Source organism: Klebsiella sp. EMBS2024 (genome assembly GCF_036233805.1).
Classification (GTDB): Bacteria; Pseudomonadota; Gammaproteobacteria; order Enterobacterales; family Enterobacteriaceae; genus Klebsiella; species Klebsiella pneumoniae.
This window is the reverse complement of record NZ_JAZARW010000001.1, coordinates 2,910,670-2,924,106: the sequence shown is the minus strand read 5'-3', so window position 1 is coordinate 2,924,106 and position 13,437 is coordinate 2,910,670. Positions and strand designations below refer to the sequence as shown.

The 13,437-nt window shown below is 60.4% G+C and carries 11 protein-coding genes; 8 read left to right on the top strand and 3 right to left on the bottom strand.

Features of this window, described 5'->3' with window-relative positions; all coding sequences use genetic code 11:
* The first annotated feature begins 40 nt into the window (after window positions 1-40).
* The 6 genes from VZP09_RS13415 (at window position 41) to yfaU (ending at window position 6,238) form a co-directional block, all read left to right on the top strand.
* Window positions 41-583 carry a YfaZ family outer membrane protein gene (locus tag VZP09_RS13415; RefSeq protein ID WP_002913070.1) on the top strand — a complete coding sequence of 181 codons (543 nt, stop codon included), beginning with the start codon at window positions 41-43 and terminating at the stop codon, window positions 581-583.
* A gap of 102 nt (window positions 584-685) precedes the next feature.
* On the top strand, window positions 686-1,882 hold the full coding sequence (locus VZP09_RS13410; RefSeq protein WP_004149159.1) for a nicotinamide mononucleotide deamidase-related protein YfaY: 1,197 nt from the start codon (window positions 686-688) through the stop codon (window positions 1,880-1,882).
* Window positions 1,883-2,086: 204 nt separating this feature from the next.
* Entirely contained in the window at window positions 2,087-2,872 is a 786-nt protein-coding gene (locus VZP09_RS13405; protein WP_002913046.1) for an IclR family transcriptional regulator, read from the top strand.
* A gap of 10 nt (window positions 2,873-2,882) precedes the next feature.
* Window positions 2,883-4,088 (top strand): L-rhamnonate dehydratase, encoded by a 1,206-nt coding sequence (rhmD, locus tag VZP09_RS13400; RefSeq protein WP_328795210.1) that lies wholly within the window; start codon window positions 2,883-2,885, stop codon window positions 4,086-4,088.
* A 42-nt stretch (window positions 4,089-4,130) separates the two neighbouring features.
* The gene (locus VZP09_RS13395) at window positions 4,131-5,420 is read left to right on the top strand and encodes an MFS transporter (protein WP_002913045.1); all 1,290 of its coding nucleotides are present in this window, start codon (window positions 4,131-4,133) and stop codon (window positions 5,418-5,420) included.
* A 14-nt stretch (window positions 5,421-5,434) separates the two neighbouring features.
* Window positions 5,435-6,238 carry a 2-keto-3-deoxy-L-rhamnonate aldolase gene (gene yfaU, locus VZP09_RS13390; RefSeq protein WP_002913043.1) on the top strand — a complete coding sequence of 268 codons (804 nt, stop codon included), beginning with the start codon at window positions 5,435-5,437 and terminating at the stop codon, window positions 6,236-6,238.
* A gap of 21 nt (window positions 6,239-6,259) precedes the next feature.
* Here the strand turns inward: yfaU and glpC are convergent, their stop codons facing one another.
* The 3 genes from glpC to glpA are packed head-to-tail and all read right to left on the bottom strand — an operon-like array spanning window position 6,260 to window position 10,306.
* Window positions 6,260-7,438: an anaerobic glycerol-3-phosphate dehydrogenase subunit GlpC gene (gene glpC / locus VZP09_RS13385; protein ID WP_032415267.1), complete on the bottom strand. Its 1,179-nt coding sequence runs from the start codon at window positions 7,436-7,438 to the stop codon at window positions 6,260-6,262.
* Window positions 7,435-8,694, bottom strand: coding sequence for a glycerol-3-phosphate dehydrogenase subunit GlpB (gene glpB / locus VZP09_RS13380; RefSeq protein WP_032415266.1), 1,260 nt, complete (start codon window positions 8,692-8,694; stop codon window positions 7,435-7,437). Before glpB ends, glpC begins: the two co-directional genes overlap by 4 nt.
* The gene (gene glpA / locus VZP09_RS13375; protein WP_032415265.1) at window positions 8,684-10,306 is read right to left on the bottom strand and encodes an anaerobic glycerol-3-phosphate dehydrogenase subunit A; all 1,623 of its coding nucleotides are present in this window, start codon (window positions 10,304-10,306) and stop codon (window positions 8,684-8,686) included. The genes glpB and glpA overlap by 11 nt, the downstream gene beginning before the upstream one ends.
* A gap of 271 nt (window positions 10,307-10,577) precedes the next feature.
* Here glpA and glpT point away from each other — a divergent pair, with 271 nt between their 5' ends.
* Both glpT and glpQ read left to right on the top strand, forming a co-directional pair.
* Window positions 10,578-11,924, top strand: coding sequence for a glycerol-3-phosphate transporter (gene glpT, locus VZP09_RS13370; protein WP_002913019.1), 1,347 nt, complete (start codon window positions 10,578-10,580; stop codon window positions 11,922-11,924).
* A gap of 9 nt (window positions 11,925-11,933) precedes the next feature.
* On the top strand, window positions 11,934-13,004 hold the full coding sequence (gene glpQ / locus VZP09_RS13365; RefSeq protein ID WP_004214637.1) for a glycerophosphodiester phosphodiesterase: 1,071 nt from the start codon (window positions 11,934-11,936) through the stop codon (window positions 13,002-13,004).
* Window positions 13,005-13,437 lie beyond the last annotated feature (433 nt).

Sequence of the window (13,437 nt, the reverse complement as noted above, 5' to 3'; positions counted from 1 at the left end):
CGGGACTTCTTTGATTTTAATTTTCTGGATAGAGTAAATAATGAAAAAAAGCATTTTTATGGCGCTGGCGGGCGTGATGATGGTTTCTTCGGCGGCCCATGCGATTAGCGTTACCGGTGAAGCCGGCGAGCATTACACCAACCTTGGCGTCGGCTTCGGCACCGAGTCCACCGGCCTGGCCGTTTCGGGTAACTGGCTGCACAGCGATAACGACGGCGACGCCGCGGGTTTAGGCCTGGGACTCAATATTCCGCTGGGGCCGTTCCTCGCGACCGTGGGTGGTAAAGGTATTTACACCAATCCGAAACAGGGCGATGAAGGTTATGCGGCCGCGGTCGGCGGCGGCCTGCAGTGGAAAATCGGCGACAGCTTCCGCCTGTACGGCGATTATTACTACTCTCCGGATTCGCTCTCCAGCGGCATTGATAGCTACCAGGAAGCCAACGTCGGCGCCAGCTGGACCATTATGCGTCCGCTTAGCATCCAGGCCGGCTACCGTTACCTGAACCTGGCGGGCAAAGATGGCAACCGCGATAACACCATCGCCGACGGCCCATACATCGGCGCCAGCGCCAGCTTCTAATCTCTTCCGGCGCGGCATCTTCTTGCTGCGCCAGATTTTCCTCCTCGTCAGCATCCCGCTTTGCGTTATAGTATTTCTCACCTGGCAGGCAAGGAGTGAGCAATGTTGAATGTGGAAATGCTGTCCACCGGCGATGAAGTGTTGCATGGTCAAATCGTTGATACCAATGCGGCATGGCTGGCGGATTTCTTTTTTAATCAGGGTTTACCGTTAACGCGCCGCAATACCGTTGGCGACGATCTCGATGCGCTGGTGGCGATTCTGCGCGAACGCAGCGAACAGGCGGATGTGCTGATCGTCAACGGCGGCCTCGGCCCAACCAGCGACGACCTGAGCGCGCTGGCCGCTGCCACTGCGAAAGGCGAAGGGCTTATTTTGCATCCGGAGTGGCTGGAAACCATGACCCGCTTTTTTGCCGAGCGCGGCAGGCCGATGGCGGAAAGCAACCGTAAGCAGGCGGAAATCCCGGCCAGCGCTGAGATGATCAACAACCCGGTCGGTACGGCCTGTGGCTTTGCCATCCAGCTCAACCGCTGCCTGATGTTTTTCACTCCCGGGGTCCCCTCTGAATTTAAGGTGATGGTCGAGCAGGAAATTTTACCGCGCCTGCGCCAGCGCTTTACGCTGCCGGACCCGCCGGTATGCCTGCGTTTGACCACCTTTGGCCGCTCGGAGAGCGAGCTGGCGCAAAGTCTTAATCCGCTGACGCTGCCTCCGGGCGTGGTGATGGGTTACCGCTCGTCGATGCCGATCATTGAACTCAAGCTAACCGGACCGGCCAACCAGCGCGACGCCATGCTGGCTCTGTGGCCGGAGGTGCGTAAGGTGGCTGGCGACAGCCTGATTTTCGAAGGTACGGAAGGGTTACCCGCGCAAATCGCCCGCTGTCTGCAGGAGCGGCAGCTGAGCCTGACGCTCAGCGAGCAGTTTACCAGCGGCCTGCTGGCGCTCCAGCTGTCCCGCGCCGGCGCGCCGCTGCTGGCCAGCGAAGTCGTTCCGGCGCAGGAGGAGACGCTGGCGCAGGCGGCCCGCTGGGCGGCCGAGCGGCGCATAAACCATTTTGCCGGCCTGGCCCTGGCGGTGAGCGGTCAGGAAAACGATCATCTTAACGTGGCCCTGGCCACCCCGGACGGCACCTTCGCTCTGCGGGTGAAGTTTAGCGCCACCCGCCACAGCCTGGCGGTACGCCAGGAAGTCTGCGCTATGATGGCGTTAAACATGCTGCGTCGCTGGCTGAATGGTCAACCACTGGCCAGCGAACATGGCTGGATTAACGTGGTGGATTCCCTCTCGCTGTAAATCATTCCCCCCGGCGCACCGTATCCTCGGGGCGTCGGTCGTCCAACCTGTTGTACTCCTCTGAAAAAATTCTGTGCGTTAAGTCGCAATTTTCTGCTGCGAACGGTCCAGTATACGGGAAAACGATTGCCCCGCGATGTCGCTCACACTTTACCGCCCGGACAATCGCAACACTGATTCCAGTATTCAGGATTGGAGTCCAGTATGTTGGAATCAACGAAAGTCCCGGCGCTGACCCGCGCGATTGAGATCCTCAATTTAATTGGCCGCATCGGCCCCTGCAGCGCGGCGACGATAATAGCGGAGCTGGGGATCCCGAAAAGCACGGTGTATCTGCTGCTGGGCGAGCTGAAAAAGCAGCGCTTCATCAGTATGGATAATCAGGATAACTACTGCCTGTGGACCAAGCTGGTGGAGCTGGCCGGGCAGGCGCTGAGCAAAATGGACCTGCGCGAGCTGGCGCGGCCGCGCCTCACCCGGCTGATGGATGAGTGCGGCCTGCTTTGTCATCTGGGCATTATCGATCAGGGTAACGCCTACTACATTCTGAAAATTGAGTCTCCCGCCACCATCAGCGTGCGCTCGCATGAGGGTAAGAGCCTGTCGCTTTACCGCTCCGGGATCGGCAAATGTTTGCTGGCCTGGCAGCCCGCCAGCGTTCAGGCGTCGATTATCGAAGACCTGCAGTGGGAGCGGGCCACGCCAACGACCATCACCGATGCTCAACAGCTGCGGGAGGAGCTGGGGCGGATCCGCGCCCGGGGCTGGAGCTTTGATAATGGCGAGGACTATCCGGATGTGCGCTGCGTGGCTGCCCCGGTATTTAACGCCAATAACGACCTGACCGCCGCCATCTCGGTGGTGGGTACCCGTCTGCAAATCAATGAAGACAATCGCGATTACCTGGCTGGTAAGGCGATTGCCTGCGCGAAAGATATTTCACGTCTGCTGGGGTGGAAAAGCCCCTTCGAACAACTCGCCTCATCATAAGGAGAACATCATGACCCTACCGAAAATTAAACACGTCCGCGCCTGGTTCATCGGCGGCGCTACAGCAGAGCAGGGCGCCGGCGGCGGCGATTACCACGACCAGGGGGCTAACCACTGGATTGACGATCATATCGCCACCCCGATGAGCAAATATAAACAGTATGAGCAGTCCCGGCAGTCGTTTGGCATCAACGTGCTGGGGACGCTGATTGTGGAAGTGGAAGCCGACAACGGACAGACCGGCTTTGCGGTGTCGACGGCCGGGGAGATGGGCTGCTTTATCGTCGAAAAACATCTCAACCGCTTTATCGAAGGCAAATGCGTCAGCGATATCAAACTGATCCATGACCAGATGCTTAACGCCACCCTTTACTACGCGGGATCCGGCGGCCTGGTGATGAATACCATCTCCTGTGTCGACCTGGCGCTGTGGGACCTGTTCGGGAAAGTGGTTGGCCTGCCGGTCTACAAACTGTTGGGTGGGGCGGTGCGCGACGAAATCCAGTTCTATGCCACCGGCGCACGTCCGGACCTGGCGCAGGAGATGGGCTTTATCGGCGGCAAAATGCCTACCCACTGGGGGCCGCACGATGGCGACGCCGGGATCCGCAAAGACGTCGCCATGGTGGCGGATATGCGCGAAAAATGCGGCCCGGATTTCTGGTTAATGCTGGACTGCTGGATGAGCCAGGACGTTAACTATGCCACCAAACTTGCCCATGCCTGCGCCCCTTATAACCTCAAGTGGATCGAAGAGTGTCTGCCGCCGCAGCAGTATGAAGGCTATCGCGAGCTGAAGCGCCNGGCGCCGGCCGGGATGATGGTGACCAGCGGCGAGCACCACGGCACGCTGCAGTCCTTCCGCACCCTGTCGGAAACCGGCATCGATATTATGCAGCCCGACGTCGGCTGGTGCGGCGGCTTAACCACCCTGGTGGAGATCGCGGCCATCGCCAAAGCGCGCGGGCAGCTGGTAGTGCCCCACGGCTCGTCGGTTTACTCACATCATGCGGTGATCACCTTCACCAACACGCCGTTCAGTGAGTTTCTGATGACCAGTCCGGACTGCGCCACGCTGCGCCCGCAGTTCGACCCGATCCTGCTCGGCGAGCCGGTGCCGGAGAGAGGGCGCATTCATAAATCGGTCCTGGATAAACCCGGCTTTGGCGTCGAGCTCAATCGCGACTGCAACCTGAAGCGTCCTTATCAACACTGATTGCGTCGGGCCGCCCGGCGGCCCGCGCCTGAGGATATTATGATGAGCAACACTCTGCTGGAGAGCGTGGTGAAGAAAAACCGCGCCCGCTTAATCCCCTTTATGCTGGCGTTGTACGTGCTGGCGTTTCTTGACCGTTCTAATATCGGTTTCGCCAAAGAGACCTACCAGCTGGATACCGGACTCAGCAATGAGGCCTACGCGCTGGGGGCCGGTATCTTCTTTGTGGTCTATGCCTTCCTCGGGGTGCCGGCCAATCTGCTGATGCGCAAATTTGGCGCCAGGCGATGGATCGGCTGCACCACGCTGCTGTGGGGCGTGCTGTCGGCGGCGATGGCGTGGGCGGATACGGAAGCGAAATTCCTGCTGGTACGTACCCTGCTGGGCGCGGCGGAGGCGGGCTTCTTTCCCGGAATGATCTACCTCACTTCACAGTGGTTTCCCCAGCAAAACCGCGCCAGCATTATGGGGCTGTTTTATATGGGCGCGCCGCTGGCCCTGACGCTGGGATCGCCTTTATCCGGTGCGCTGCTGGAGATGCATGGATTTATGGGCCATCCCGGCTGGTTCTGGATGTTTGTCATTGAAGGCCTGCTCGCCGTCGCCGCGGGAGCGTTCACCTTCTTCTGGCTGGACGATTCGCCGCAGCATGCCCGCTTCCTGAGCGCAGCGGAGAAACAGGCGCTGATAAGCGAGCTGGCGCGCGAGGAGGAGAAAAAGATTGCCTCGCGCCTGTCCGATGCGCTGCGTAACGGGCGGGTCTGGCAGCTGGCGCTGATTTATCTGACCATTCAGGTGGCGGTCTATGGTCTGATTTTCTTCCTGCCCACCCAGGTTGCTGCGCTGCTGGGCACCAAAGTCGGCTTCGTTGCCTCGGTGGTGACGGCCATCCCGTGGGTGGCGGCGCTGTTTGGCACCTGGCTTATCCCTCGCTACTCCGATCGCACCGGCGAGCGACGCAATATTGCCGCCCTGACGCTGCTGGCGGCGGCGGTCGGGATTGCAGTGTCCGGACTGGTGGCGCCGGTGCTGGCTATCATCGCGCTGTGCGTGGCGGCGGTCGGGGTGATCGCCGTGCAGCCGGTCTTCTGGACGATGCCGACGCAGCTGCTGTCCGGCACGGCGCTGGCCGCAGGGATTGGCTTTGTTAACCTGTTTGGCGCCATCGGTGGTTTTCTGGCGCCGATCGTGCGCGTGCAGGCCGAAACGTTGTTCGCCAGCAGCGCCGCCGGACTGTTAACCCTGGCCGGCGTCGCCATTGTCGGGGTGGTCATTATCTTTTCATTGAGCCTTACCCGCGCGGTACCCCAGCGCGGCAGCGTACAGCATTGAATAAAGGAATCGCTATGAACGCACTGTTATCTAACCCCTTCAAACGGGGATTATTACGCGGTGAGACGCAAATCGGCCTGTGGCTGAGCTCCACCTCATCCTACATGGCGGAGATCGCTGCGACGTCGGGATACGACTGGCTGCTGATCGACGGCGAGCATGCCCCGAACACCATTCAGGACCTTTATCATCAGCTGCAGGCGATTGCCCCCTATGCCAGCCAGCCGGTCATTCGCCCGGTCGAGGGCAACCGCAGCCTGATAAAACAGGTGCTGGATATTGGCGCCAGAACCTTGCTGGTGCCGATGGTCGATACCGCCGAGCAGGCTCGGGAGGTGGTCTCAGCGACCCGTTATCCCCCCATCGGGAGCCGCGGCGTTGGCGCCGGCGTGGCGAGAGCGGCGCGCTGGGGAAGGGTGGAGAATTATATGGCGGAGGCGAATGACGAACTCTGTCTGCTGATTCAGGTCGAGAGCCGAACCGCGCTGGAGAACCTGGACGCTATTCTCGAGGTGGACGGCATTGACGGGGTGTTTATCGGTCCGGCGGATCTCTCCGCCTCGCTGGGCTACCCGGACGATGCCGGTCACCCTGACGTGCAGCGGGTGATCGAGCAGAGCATCCGGCGCATTCGCGCGGCGGGGAAAGCGGCCGGATTTCTGGCGGTCGACCCGGCGATGGCGGAAAAATGTCTTGCCTGGGGGGCCAACTTTGTCGCCGTCGGGGTGGATACCATGCTGTATACCCAGGCGCTGGACCGCCGGCTGGCGATGTTTAAATCTGCCAGCGCCCAGCCGCAAGAGAAAACGAGCTATTGACGGCACAGGCTGGCGCTGGGCTCAGACGAGCGCCTGCGCCAGCACCGTCAGCGGATGCTCGCAGCGTTTGCTGGTGGACATCTCAATCTGCCATTTGCAGGTCTCGCAGTCGGTGACGACGAGGTCGGCCCCGCTCTCCTCAATCTGACGGAACAGCGGGGCGCCGATAGCCTGGGATACCGCGTAATTCTCAGTTTTAAACCCGTAGGTGCCTGCGATGCCGCAGCACTGTGAATCCAGCACCTCCAGCTGCAGGCCGGAGATCAGCCGCAGCAGCTCGAGGGTATACAGCGACCAGCCCATCTTTTCCATATGACACGGGGTGTGATAGACCACCTTCAGCGGCAGCGGGCGCAGCGGTAGCGTCCTGCCGGCAGCCAGCTGTTTCCAGATCCAGCGGGTGGCAAGCTCGACGCGATCGCGAAGATCGCTGTTATCGACATCGAGGAGATGGGGGTATTCATCACGTAGCGTAAAGGCGCAGGTCGAGGAGGTGGCAATGATCGGTAGCGTGTTTTCCCGCATCGCGGCGACGTTGCTCTGCGCCTGCTTACGCGCCTTGTCGAAAAAACCGTTGGCGATCAGCGGTACGCCGCAGCATTTTTCTTTTGATAACAACTGCACCCCGGTACCCAGCGCGTTGACGACGCGAATCAGATCTTTACCCAACTGTGGATGGTTATAGTTGACGTAGCAGCCATGAAAGAAAGCCACCTGTTCGCTGTACTGCTTCTGACGGGCGGCGAGCTGGCGGTAAGCGCGGCGGAAGGTGCCGAAACCATATTTCGGCAGCGTACGCCGGTGATCGATGTTGAGCGTCGCGTCGAGCAGACGGCGCACCGGTTTTAAGCCGGTGGCGGCGTTGACCAGGGGGGCAAAGGGGGTGGAAAGGGTACCCATCAGGTCGGTATGGCTGAGGATGGCGTCGCGCAGGGTCGGCTTTTGCTGGCCGTACTGTGCCCGGGCGCGTTGAATGATATCGCCAATTTTCACATCCGACGGGCAGGCGACCTCGCAGCGCTTGCAGTTAATGCAGTACTTCAGCGCCTCGTCGTACAGCGCGCCATCCTTCAGACGCAGGCGTTCGCCGTCCGGCCCCGCTTGTTTCGGGCCCGGATAGCGCGGATTGACCCGACTTACCGGGCAGGTGGTGGTACAGACCGTGCACTTAATGCAGCTTTCATAACGGGTATCGTTCATGGCCGGCCTCCGGCAAGGGCGTGGATCTGTCTGGCGGCGTGCAGCGCGGTAACGGCGCAGACGCCGCCGCCACAGCCGAGCTGAATGGCATCGAACCCGCCGAGCAATGAGCCGATGGCGAACAGATTATGGAACGGCTGCCCGCCCAGCAGGGGGCGCAGCAGGGCATCGGTTTTCACGCCGAAGCGCTGCCACGGTTGTGAGGCGAAGAAATCGCGCTGGTACCAGCTTTCCCGTGGCAGGGTCTGGTGAAGGTCGAGGCCGAGGATCGGCTCGCGCACGCTATCGCGAGTGGCGACAAGACCGTTGCTGAAAAAGCTGCCGCTGGCCAGCACGGTAAAGCGCGGACGCAGTGCAATATCGCCGTGATTGCGCGTCCAGACCGCCTCGACGGCGTTCTGTCGATGGCTGATTTTCACCACCTCATCGCCTGCGAGCCAGGCGCCGCCCTCGCGAATGAACTGGCGTTGCAGCTGAGAATGCAAACGCATCCCGGGAACCGAAGGCGGCAGCGTCGGCAGCAGACGCAGCGGGCAGGGTAGACGCGCCTGCAGCCAGTGGTACAGGCGATCGTCGGCGAGGCCAAAACAGGCGGGCATGATCAGCAGGTCATACTGCTGCGCCAGCGGTAGCAGCGCTGCATGCAGGGCCGGCCACATATTCTCATCATCCAGGACGCGGGCGATATTGGCGGCGCGAAACTCGGTCGGGTTGTCACGCAGCACATCCAGCAGCGGTAACTCGATTTCCACCGCCGCGGCGGTAACTCCGTGTTGACCGAGCGCGGCGGCGGCGAGATGCGGCTGAAAATCAGCAAAGCCGCTGATCCCCACCAGACAGGCGCCCTGCGACGGCAGGGGCGCGACAGGCACCTCAAGGGGCGACAGCCATGCCGGGCGCAACGTCCCCAGCGGCGTTACCCGCCGGTGCGGCCGGCGCGCATCGCCCTGCATCACCGCGCCGCAGGCGGCCAGCAGGGCTTCGGACTGCGTAGCGTATTCGAGCACCGCCTCGGCGCCGAGCCGGGAATAAGGGTGTTCAGGAAGCTGTTCAGCGAGCTGCTGCAGACCTTGTGCGACGTCAGTGACGTTATCGCCGTTGGGCAGCGCCGAGAGCAGGTCTAACGACGCGGAGGAAAAATGCAGCGCGCTCTGCCCGCGGCTGATGATGACGCTGCGCAGGCCGTGCTGATTCAGGGCCAGCCCGCACAGTAGGCCGGCGAGCCCGCCGCCGATAATCGCGCAATCAAACTTCATCCCGGTGCTCCTGTGGCAATCCGCACAGGCCGAGGTAGACCCAGCGGGTGAATTCGCTTTCGCGCAGCGCATCGCCCCAGGCGATGGGCTGCACGCCCTTCCAGCGTTCATTGAGAAATTCCGAGAGCTGGGTTAACGACTGCGCGGGCGTGGTGACGTTAAAGCGCTGCAGCAGGCCGGCAGCGCGGCAGGCGCAGAGTTCCCCCTGACAGGTCCCCATGCCAATCCGGGTGCGGCGGCGCAGGTCGAGCAGGGTGTTGACCGCCAGGTTTTCCACCGCGTATTTCACTTCACCGGCAGTGACGGCTTCACATTCGCAGACCAGGCTACGGTGCTGGCGGCTGTCGCCAAGCCAGGACGGGGTGCGATCGCCGTGACGGTAGACGGCCGAGCCGCGCAGCGGGGTGGGGAGGGAGATAATCTTTTGCAGGGTACTTTCCGTTGGCTCCTGTGAACCGGGCAGCGGGGCTTCGGCCGTGGTACAGGGGGTGGTGTTTCCCAGCTTACGACAGACGGCGTCGGTGGCCCACTCGGCCATCAGGCGATAGGTCATCAGCTTGCCGCCGGTGATGGTAATGAAGCCTTCCATACCGTCACGCTGGGCATGGTCGAGCAGGACGATGCCGCGGCTGACGCTGCGCCCGCTGGGATCGTTATCGCTGGCCACCAGCGGGCGGACGCCGGAGTAGGCGCGGAGGATCCGGGTGCGGCCCATGACCGGCGCCAGCTTTTCCCCTTCGCGCAGCAGGGTATCGACCTCCGCCGCTGTTACCCGGTTGTCGTCAATTTCGTCATAAGGAATATGCATTGAGGTAGTGCCGATCAGCGAGATGGTATCGCCGGGCACCAGAATATCGGCGTCGGCCGGCTTACGGCAGCGGTTGATCACCAGGTTGTTAATCCGATGATCGAGGATCAGCAGCGATCCCTTCGCCGGGAACATGGTGATGCGCAGGTAGGCATATTCCGCAATACGCTGCCCCCAGATCCCGGCGGCGTTAACCACCATCCCGGCGTACAGAGTGCGGGCCTGGTGAAGTTGGCGGTCGTATACCTGGACGCCGCAGACGCGATCGCCCCGGCGCAGCAGGCCTGTTACTTCGCAGCCGGTAAGGATCTGCGCGCCGTGTTCGCGGGCGTCGAGCATATTGGCCGCGGTGAGGCGAAACGGGTCGATGGTACCGTCCGGGACCTGCACCGCGCCCAGCAGCGTCGGGTTGACGGCGGGCTCCCGGCGCAGCGCTTCCTGCGGCGAGAGCGGCGTGGCCTCTATGCCAGCCTGCTGACAGGCGTCGATAAAGGTTTGCTGCCATGCCAGGTCATCTTCAGGCAGGGTGATAAACAGCCCATTGGTCGGTTCAATACAGTGGCGGGCGATGCGGCGCAGGATGCGGTTCTCACTGATGCATTCGCGGGCGGATTCGTTGTCGGTCACCGCGTAGCGGGCGCCGCTGTGCAGCAGTCCATGATTCCGGCCGGTCGCCCCGGTGGCGATATCATGGCGCTCAATGAGCAGCGTTCGTAATCCGCGCCGGGCGCAGTCGCGGGCGATACCGGCGCCGGTTGCTCCGCCGCCGATGATAATGACCTCGCTATCAAGACGTCCCGTCATCTTCAGCTCCTCTGCTTTCGTTTAACGCCATTTAGCCACAATTAGTAAGGTTATTGTTTGATTTCGAGCATATTCGCGCGTTATTTGAGCGTGTTATGTGATTTCGTGCTCACATTGGAACGTTTTGTCATATTTCTGTAACAAATTGTGCGATGTTTCACAGTATCAACTCTACGTATTGCCTACCATCGCGACCATATTTGAAGTTGGTGATTAATCTGGGATTTTGTCGTGACGTCAGTAGAAAACAGCAAGGGCCACGGAGGCTGATATGTTAAGTATTTTTAAACCCGCCGCGCATAAAGCGCGTTTGCCAGCAGCGGAGATTGACCCGCTATATCGCCGATTACGCTGGCAGATTTTTATTGGCATCTTTTTTGGTTATGCCGCCTACTATTTGGTTCGTAAGAACTTTGCCCTGGCGATGCCTTATCTTATCGAGCAGGGGTTCTCTCGTGGCGACCTCGGCTTCGCCCTTTCCGGTATCTCCATCGCCTATGGATTTTCGAAATTCATCATGGGATCGGTCTCTGACCGCTCGAATCCGCGCATTTTCCTGCCGGCTGGCTTGATCCTCGCCGCGCTGGTGATGCTGGTGATGGGCTTCGTGCCGTGGGCGACGTCCAGCATCATGATAATGTTCGTGCTGCTGTTCCTCTGCGGCTGGTTCCAGGGGATGGGCTGGCCGCCGTGCGGCCGGACCATGGTGCACTGGTGGTCGCAGAAAGAGCGCGGCGGGATTGTCTCGGTGTGGAACTGCGCGCATAACGTCGGCGGCGGCATTCCGCCGCTGCTGTTCCTGTTAGGGATGGCGTGGTTTAACGACTGGCACGCGGCGCTGTATATGCCGGCATTCGGCGCCATTCTGCTGGCGATTTTCGCCTTCGCAATGATGCGCGACACCCCGCAGTCCTGCGGTCTGCCGCCGATTGAAGAATATAAAAACGACTACCCGGACGATTACAGCGAAAAGCACGAAGAAGAGCTGACGGCGAAGCAGATCTTTATGCAATACATTCTGCCGAACAAGCTGCTGTGGTACATCGCTATCGCTAACGTCTTCGTTTATCTGCTGCGCTACGGCATTCTCGACTGGTCGCCGACCTACCTGAAAGAAGTCAAACACTTCGCGCTGGATAAATCCTCCTGGGCCTATTTCCTGTACGAGTACGCGGGGATCCCGGGCACGCTGCTGTGCGGCTGGATGTCGGACAAAGTGTTTAAAGGCAACCGCGGCGCCACCGGCGTGTTCTTTATGACCCTGGTGACCATCGCCACTGTCGTTTACTGGCTCAATCCGCCGGGCAATCCGGGCGTCGATATGGCCTGTATGATCATCATTGGCTTCCTGATCTACGGCCCGGTGATGCTGATTGGTCTGCATGCCCTCGAGCTGGCGCCGAAAAAAGCCGCCGGGACCGCCGCGGGCTTCACCGGCCTGTTCGGCTATCTTGGCGGTTCCGTGGCCGCGAGCGCTATCGTCGGCTACACCGTCGATTTCTTCGGCTGGGACGGCGGCTTTATGGTGATGATCGGCGGCAGCGTGCTGGCGGTTATCCTGCTGGTTATCGTGATGCTCGGTGAACGTCGCCATCACCAACAGCTGAAACAAGCCTAAGGAGCGGCGATGAAAATGAAACTCACCGCGCTGATGAGCGGAATGATTCTGTCCAGTTCGGCGCTGTGCTTCAGCGCGACAGCGGCTGATAAAATGGTCATCGCCCACCGCGGCGCCAGCGGGTATCTGCCGGAACATACCCTGCCGGCGAAAGCGATGGCTTACGCTCAGGGGGCGGATTACCTTGAGCAAGACCTGGTTATGACCAAAGACGACCGGCTGGTGGTGTTACACGACCACTATCTCGATCGGGTGACTGACGTTGCGCAGCGTTTCCCGCAGCGGGCGCGTAAAGATGGCCGTTTCTACGCCATCGACTTTACCCTGGACGAGATTAAGTCGCTGAAGTTCACCGAAGGTTTTGAGCCGAAAAATGGTAAGAACGTGCAAACCTATCCCGGGCGATTCCCGATGGGCAAATCCGATTTCCGTATTCATACCTTTGAAGAGGAGATTGAGTTTGTCCAGGGGCTGAACCATTCAACCGGCAAAAACATCGGTATCTACCCGGAAATCAAAGCGCCGTGGTTCCACCACCAGGAAGGCAAAGATATTGCCGCCAGCACATTGAAGGTGCTGAAGGAATATGGCTATACCAGCAAGCAGGATAAGGTTTATCTGCAGTGCTTTGACGCCAACGAGCTCAAACGCATTAAAAATGAGCTGGAGCCGAAGATGGGGATGGATCTCAATCTGGTGCAGCTCATCGCCTATACCGACTGGAATGAAACCCAGCAGAAACAGGCCGATGGTAAGTGGGTGAACTACAGCTATGACTGGATGTTCAAGCCAGGGGCGATGGCGCAGATTGCGCAGTACGCGGACGGCATCGGCCCGGATTACCATATGCTGGTAGCGGAAGGCTCGAAGCCGGGGGCGGTGAAGCTGACGGCGATGGTGAAAGAGGCGCATGCCAGCCATCTGCAGGTGCATCCGTACACCGTGCGCGCGGATCAGTTGCCGGAGTACGCGACTAACGTTAATCAGCTCTATGACGTGCTGTATAACCAGGCGGGCGTCGACGGCTTATTTACCGATTTCCCGGATAAAGCGGTGCAGTTCCTGGACGCGAAACGCTAAAAAGCCGGGTGGCGGCTACGCCTTACCCGGCGTACGAACTGCGGTTTTGTTGACACTGTTCTCGGCGTGCAACGATTTCGACCCGGGAATAACGTTTGTTCTATGTTATTTCCTGGAAGATTGCGCTCCCGATATTTCTTCTGCGTTATGCCTTTCATAGCGCAGGGAGCGCACAGGGGGAGGCCAGTCGCCGCCTCCCCCTGTACCCCCGGGCTCCGGCCAGCAAAATCGCCGCTGCGCGGTCCCTTCGACTTATCCCTGCAGGCTTCGGGTCGGGCCGAGGTAGCGTCCATGCAAAACACGGCCCTCAGCCCGCATCCATGCGGGCTGCCCCGGCCTTCCGGGAACGTCTCAGCGATTTTGAGGCCGTCAACACCGGCAGTTTCAGCAGCCCAGGGCGGCAGTGCGTAAACGGCCGGTCCTGGAACAGTAG

What these genes read in the sequence shown, in the direction of transcription:
- VZP09_RS13415 (WP_002913070.1), top strand. Translation starts at nt 41, where the DNA reads ATGAAAAAAAGCATTTTTATGGCGCTGGCGGGCGTGATGATGGTTTCT.
- VZP09_RS13410 (WP_004149159.1), top strand. Translation starts at nt 686, where the DNA reads ATGTTGAATGTGGAAATGCTGTCCACCGGCGATGAAGTGTTGCATGGT.
- VZP09_RS13405 (WP_002913046.1), top strand. Translation starts at nt 2,087, where the DNA reads ATGTTGGAATCAACGAAAGTCCCGGCGCTGACCCGCGCGATTGAGATC.
- VZP09_RS13395 (WP_002913045.1), top strand. Translation starts at nt 4,131, where the DNA reads ATGAGCAACACTCTGCTGGAGAGCGTGGTGAAGAAAAACCGCGCCCGC.
- yfaU (WP_002913043.1), top strand. Translation starts at nt 5,435, where the DNA reads ATGAACGCACTGTTATCTAACCCCTTCAAACGGGGATTATTACGCGGT.
- glpC (WP_032415267.1), bottom strand. Translation starts at nt 7,438, where the DNA reads ATGAACGATACCCGTTATGAAAGCTGCATTAAGTGCACGGTCTGTACC.
- glpB (WP_032415266.1), bottom strand. Translation starts at nt 8,694, where the DNA reads ATGAAGTTTGATTGCGCGATTATCGGCGGCGGGCTCGCCGGCCTACTG.
- glpA (WP_032415265.1), bottom strand. Translation starts at nt 10,306, where the DNA reads ATGACGGGACGTCTTGATAGCGAGGTCATTATCATCGGCGGCGGAGCA.
- glpT (WP_002913019.1), top strand. Translation starts at nt 10,578, where the DNA reads ATGTTAAGTATTTTTAAACCCGCCGCGCATAAAGCGCGTTTGCCAGCA.
- glpQ (WP_004214637.1), top strand. Translation starts at nt 11,934, where the DNA reads ATGAAAATGAAACTCACCGCGCTGATGAGCGGAATGATTCTGTCCAGT.